The following is a 409-nucleotide window of genomic DNA, read 5'->3' as shown; positions in this document are numbered from 1 at the left end:
GAACAACAACAGAGATTTTTACCAGTACCCTCAATGGCATTTCCTTTTTGTCAATCAAGCGCTTCCAACAGGAGGGATTAGTGGAAATGGCTATGTTTTTAACCAGTTGGTAAAAAGGCAAATAGATGCACTTCGTGCGTTTTCAGTTCTTGTGCTAGAATCTGTTGGATATTACATTGCTTTTTTAGGAAGTATTCTTTTTTTCTTCTGTTGGTATGCAATAGAACATACGCCAATGAACCGTATTATCGTATATACTTCTATTGTTGGTTTTGCCTTTTACTGTTTCCTTCTGCTGATCATGGCGGTGTTAAGCAACTGGAGAACTTGGAGAACTATTTTGAGACGATTGAATAGATACCCAAAGATAAAACGTTACATCAAAAAAATAAACTTGCCCGGACTGACC

At 37.4% G+C, this 409-nt stretch carries 1 protein-coding gene; it reads left to right on the top strand.

Annotated features, from left to right (window positions below; genetic code table 11):
• On the top strand, nt 1-409 hold a 409-nt coding region (locus tag JHD63_RS24315), incomplete at both ends, for a hypothetical protein (RefSeq protein WP_233168555.1).

It is taken from the genome of Xylophilus sp. ASV27 (genome assembly GCF_016428875.1).
Taxonomy (GTDB): domain Bacteria; phylum Pseudomonadota; class Gammaproteobacteria; order Burkholderiales; family Burkholderiaceae_C; genus Xylophilus.
The sequence above is the reverse complement of the archived record's forward strand: the minus strand, read 5'-3'. Positions and strand labels throughout refer to the sequence as shown.